Source organism: Gemmobacter sp. LW-1 (genome assembly GCF_001303875.1).
In the GTDB taxonomy this organism is placed as follows: domain Bacteria; phylum Pseudomonadota; class Alphaproteobacteria; order Rhodobacterales; family Rhodobacteraceae; genus Gemmobacter; species Gemmobacter caeni.
In genome coordinates, this window is the sequence record NZ_LJSC01000012.1 from 1 (window position 1) to 4,445 (window position 4,445).

The window sequence follows — 4,445 nt, forward strand, 5'->3', positions numbered from 1 at the left end:
CGGGCCAGCTTGCCTCGCCCCAGGCGCGGGCGGCAAAGCGGGCGCGCCGCCGCCCTGCCATCTCGATCTCGGCCAGCACGGGCATCATGGGGCGGGCCAGCGCCTCGAACAGCGGCCAGAGCGCACAGGCCGCACCAAACCGTGGCGGCACGAATCCCGGTACGGGTTTGCGGAACACCAGCGCCCCCGCCGCATCCGCGATCACCAGCCCGAGGTCCGAACCGGGCCGCAGCGCCAGCCGCCGCATCGCGACCAGAACCCCTGCCCCGGTCCGTGTGCCGATCAGAACCGGGTCTGGCCCCCATTCGGCCAGCGCGGCCTCCAGCCGGGGCAGCGGCAGCATCGCCATATCGGCCCGCATCCGCGCGACCCAGACCGTTGCCAGATCCCGCGCCGCCACAGAGGCCAGCGCCGACAGATCGACCTCGCCGCCCGGCGCCTCCAGTTCCGGCAGATACCAGCCGCGCGCGGCGAGCCAGTCGTCCAGCTCCTCCTGCGGCGACACCGCGCCCGGCATCTCGGTCCGGTCCGATCCGTCGAGATAGGCCACCAGCGCCTCGGCCCCGGTGGCCAGCCGCTCGCTGTCATGGTGCAGGTTGGCGTGGAACCGCGCGCGCCATTCCGGCTCGATATCCTCGGTTTCGGCAAGGATGGCCGCGGTGGAGCGAACGGAACTGACTGCCGACAGCACCTCGTGCAGCGACAGGCTCAGGTGCGGGTCATGGGCAATCCGGTCGTTCAGCGCCGCCACGGCCTGTTCCAGCTGACCGATACGCCGCTGCAGGCCCCCGGACAGGCGCGCCCAGCCCGGATAGCGCCCGATGAATTCCTCGATCCGCTCCAGCTCGGCGGCAGCCTCCGGCTCGGCGGCGGCGGCGGTGCGCAGTACCTCGGCCAGCGCGCCCTCACTGCCCTGCTCCAGTTCTGCCGACTCGATGCCCAGCACCGTGGCCAGACGCACCAGAACATCACCCGTCACCCGGCGGCGGCCATGTTCGATCAGGTTCAGATAGGCGGCAGAAATCCCGGCGGCCCGCGCCACATCGGCCTGACGCAACCCCAGCGCCAGACGGCGCTCGCGCACACGGCTTCCGGTCAGGGCGCTCAGCGGCATGGGTCACCTCCGCCGACAATTTACACAAATCTGTAAACTTTACAAATACACAGAAATGAAAAAGGCGGAGCCGGTTCGCACCAGCCCCACCCCTGTCGCAATGTCGCGTGCCGATCAGGCCAGCGCGATATTGGTCGCCGATTCGCGGCCGTCACGGCCTTTTTCGATGTCGAAGGTCACAGCCTGACCGTCATTCAGTTGACGGATGCCTGCGCGCTCCAGCGCCGAGATGTGCACGAACACGTCGCGCGAACCACCCTCGGGGGCGATGAAACCGAAACCTTTGGTTGCGTTGAACCATTTCACGGTGCCGTTGGCCATCGTGATATCTCCTTTTGTTTGCCGCCCGCGGAGTGCGGCGGCCCGGCTCAGTGTCGTCGTCGGATCCACTGAAGCCATAAGGAAACAGAAGGTCGAGAGAAGAAGCTTAGCCGCTTTTGAATACCACTTCGTCGGCTTCCGCACAAGCACCGGCAGCGGTCTCAAAAAAAGCGCGCGGAGATCCGCCCCCGCGCGCCTTCAGATTTATTGCAGGGCCTTGTCGGTGATCTGATGCGTCCAGGCGCCTTCGGGGGCCTTGGTGATCACCGGGTCCGAACCGCCCGACATCAGCGCCTCGACCGTGCGGGTATAATCCGCCTCGTCCAGCGCACCGTTCGAACCGGCGGTGAGCTTTGCCACCTCGCCCATCATGCGCTTCTGGTGGCTTTCGGTCTGGGCGCCGGTTTCGTCATTTTCCAGCACGATCATCGCGGCTTCGTCCGGGTTCGCCTCGGCGTATTTCCAGCCTTTCATCGAGGCGCGGACGAATTTCACCATCTTTTCGTCGAAGGCCGCGTCCTTGAGGTTATCCTCCAGCACATAAAGCCCGTCCTCCAGCGTGGCGACGCCCTCGTCCTCGTATTTGAAGGTCACCAGATCCTCGGGCTTCACGCCCGCGTCGATCACCTGCCAATATTCGTTATAGGTCATGGTCGAGATGCAGGCCGCCTGTTTCTGCAACAGCGGATCGACGTTGAAACCCTGTTTCAGCACGGTGACATCGGTGCCGTCGGTCTTCAGCCCCAGCTTGTTCATCCAGTTGAGGAACGGATATTCGTTGCCCCCGAACCAGACGCCCAGCGTCTTGCCCTTGAAATCGGCCGGGGTCGCCACGCCCGATTCCTTCAGGCAGGTCAGCATCATCCCCGAGGATTTGAACGGCTGCGCGATATTGACCAGCGGCAGCCCCTTCTCCCGCGCGGCCAGGGCTGAAGGCATCCAGTCCACCACCACATCGGCGCCGCCACCCGCGATGACCTGCGTCGGCGCCACATCCGGGCCGCCGGGCAGAATGGTGACGTTCAGCCCTTCCTCGTCGTAGAACCCCTTGTCCTTGGCAACGTAATAGCCCGCGAACTGCGCCTGGGTGACCCATTTCAGTTGCAGCGTCACATCCTCGGCCTGAACCGCGCCCGCCATGAAGGCCAGCGCCGCCGCACTCGTCATCAGATATTTCATAGTCAAACCTCCATGTTGCCGGTTTTCCCGGTTTTTCACTGTCGTCTCTGCGACGGATGCCAGAAGGTCATCCGCTTCTCGATCAGCGCGACCAGGCCGTAGAAGGCCGATCCCGCCAAGGCCGCCACCGCAATTTCGGCCCAGATCATCGGCAGGCCAAGCCGCCCGATCTCTGCCGTGATGCGGAACCCCATGCCGACGATGGGGCTGCCGAAAAATTCGGCAACGATCGCCCCGATCAGCGCAAGGGTGGTGGCAATCTTCAACCCGTTGAACAGGAAGGGCAAGGCGGCAGGCAGGCGCAGCTTCATCAGCGTCTGCCAGTAGCTTGCGCTGTAGGTTGCCATCAGGTCGCGCTGCATCGGCTCGGTCGCTTTCAGCCCCGCCACCATGTTCACCAGCACGGGGAAGAACACCATGACCACCACGACCGCCGCCTTGGAATGCCAGTCAAAGCCGAACCACATGACCATGATCGGCGCGATGCCGACAATGGGAAGGGCGGCCACGAAATTCCCCACCGGCAGCAACCCGCGTTGCAGGAAGGGAGAGCGGTCAATCAGGATCGCCGTACCGATGGCAGCACCACAGCCCAGCACATAGCCGGTCAGCGCACCCTTCACGAAGGTCTGCACGAAATCGGCCCACAGCGTCGGGAGACTGCTGATCAGCTGAGCCCAGATCGCCGAGGGCGCAGGCAGGATCACAGGGTTCACCCCGAACAGATCCACCGTCATTTCCCACAGCACCAGCAGTGTGATGCCAAAGATCAGCGGAACAACCCGCCGCACCCAGGAGCCGCGCCCCTCGGCCAGGCCGGCGTTCAGCGTCCAGGCGCCGAACCAGACCGCCAGCACCAGCCCAAGCCGCCAGTCGGCCACAAACCCCGCCGCCGCGACGGCGGCCATGATTGCCAGCCCCATCATCGCACCAGCCCCATCCGTTGCAGCACGATCCGCTCCGCCAGCCCGATGATCGCCACCAGCGAAGCCGCCAGCAGCGCCGCCGCGAACAGCGCCGCCCAGATCTGCACTGTCTGTCCGTAATACGACCCGCTCAGGAGCCGCGAGCCCAGCCCCGCCACCGCCCCGGTCGGCAGTTCGCCAACAATCGTGCCCACCAGCGAGGCCGCCACCCCCACCTTCAGCGAGGCGAACAGATACGGCATCGACGACGGCAGCCGCAGCTTGGCAAAGGTCTGCGCCCCGCTGGCATTATAGGTGCGCAACAGGTCCAGTTGCATCCCGTCGGGGGCGCGCAGCCCCTTCACCATGCCCACCACCACCGGGAAGAACGAAAGATAGGCCGAGATGATGGCCTTCGGCACAATCCCCTGCACCCCCATGCTGTTCAGAACGACAATGATCATGGGCGCAATGGCAAGGATCGGGATGGTCTGGCTGGCGATGGCCCAAGGCATGACACTCATGTCCATCGCCCGGTTATAGACGATGCCGACCGCCAGCAGGATGCCCAGACCGGACCCCATCACAAAGCCCAGAAGCGTCGCCGACAGCGTGACCCAGCCGTGATAGACCAGACTGCGTTTCGACGTCACCTTCTGGCCGAAGAACCCGTCATACAGCCCCTTCGCCACCTGATGCGGTGCGGGCAGCACCGGACGCTCCTGATGCAGCGTCTCGGTCACCAGATCGACCAGCATGACCTCACGCCCCTCGCGCGCCGCCTGATCGTAAACCCAGGTCGCATTCATCCAGATCGCCGCCAGATACCACAAGCCGACAATCGCCAGAACAACGGTCAGAACCGGGACGAGACTACGCAGCATGCCCGCCCCGCTCATTTTCTGTCGAAAAATATCCTCGGGGGG

5 protein-coding genes are annotated in these 4,445 nt (G+C 64.8%); all 5 read right to left on the reverse strand.

What is annotated here, in order from left to right:
* Nucleotides 1-1,114 (reverse strand): helix-turn-helix domain-containing protein (locus AO684_RS01995; RefSeq protein ID WP_054301078.1); only part of this gene is annotated, 1,114 nt, incomplete at its 3' end.
* A 114-nt stretch (nt 1,115-1,228) separates the two neighbouring features.
* Complete coding sequence (locus tag AO684_RS02000; protein ID WP_054301079.1) at nt 1,229-1,435, reverse strand: cold-shock protein; 207 nt, start codon at nt 1,433-1,435, stop codon at nt 1,229-1,231.
* Between the two features lie 204 nt (nt 1,436-1,639).
* Nucleotides 1,640-2,614, reverse strand: coding sequence for an ABC transporter substrate-binding protein (locus AO684_RS02005; protein ID WP_054301080.1), 975 nt, complete (start codon nt 2,612-2,614; stop codon nt 1,640-1,642).
* Between the two features lie 35 nt (nt 2,615-2,649).
* Entirely contained in the window at nt 2,650-3,522 is an 873-nt protein-coding gene (locus tag AO684_RS02010) for an ABC transporter permease (RefSeq protein WP_082400658.1), read from the reverse strand.
* 14 nt (nt 3,523-3,536) lie between these two features.
* Entirely contained in the window at nt 3,537-4,400 is an 864-nt protein-coding gene (locus AO684_RS02015) for an ABC transporter permease (RefSeq protein WP_054301082.1), read from the reverse strand.
* Between the last annotated feature and the right edge of the window lie 45 nt (nt 4,401-4,445).

Excerpts from the sequence above, each read along its gene's own strand:
- AO684_RS02000 (WP_054301079.1), bottom strand. The coding sequence starts at position 1,435 with ATGGCCAACGGCACCGTGAAATGGTTCAACGCAACCAAAGGTTTCGGT.
- AO684_RS02005 (WP_054301080.1), bottom strand. The coding sequence starts at position 2,614 with ATGAAATATCTGATGACGAGTGCGGCGGCGCTGGCCTTCATGGCGGGC.
- AO684_RS02010 (WP_082400658.1), bottom strand. The coding sequence starts at position 3,522 with ATGGCCGCCGTCGCGGCGGCGGGGTTTGTGGCCGACTGGCGGCTTGGG.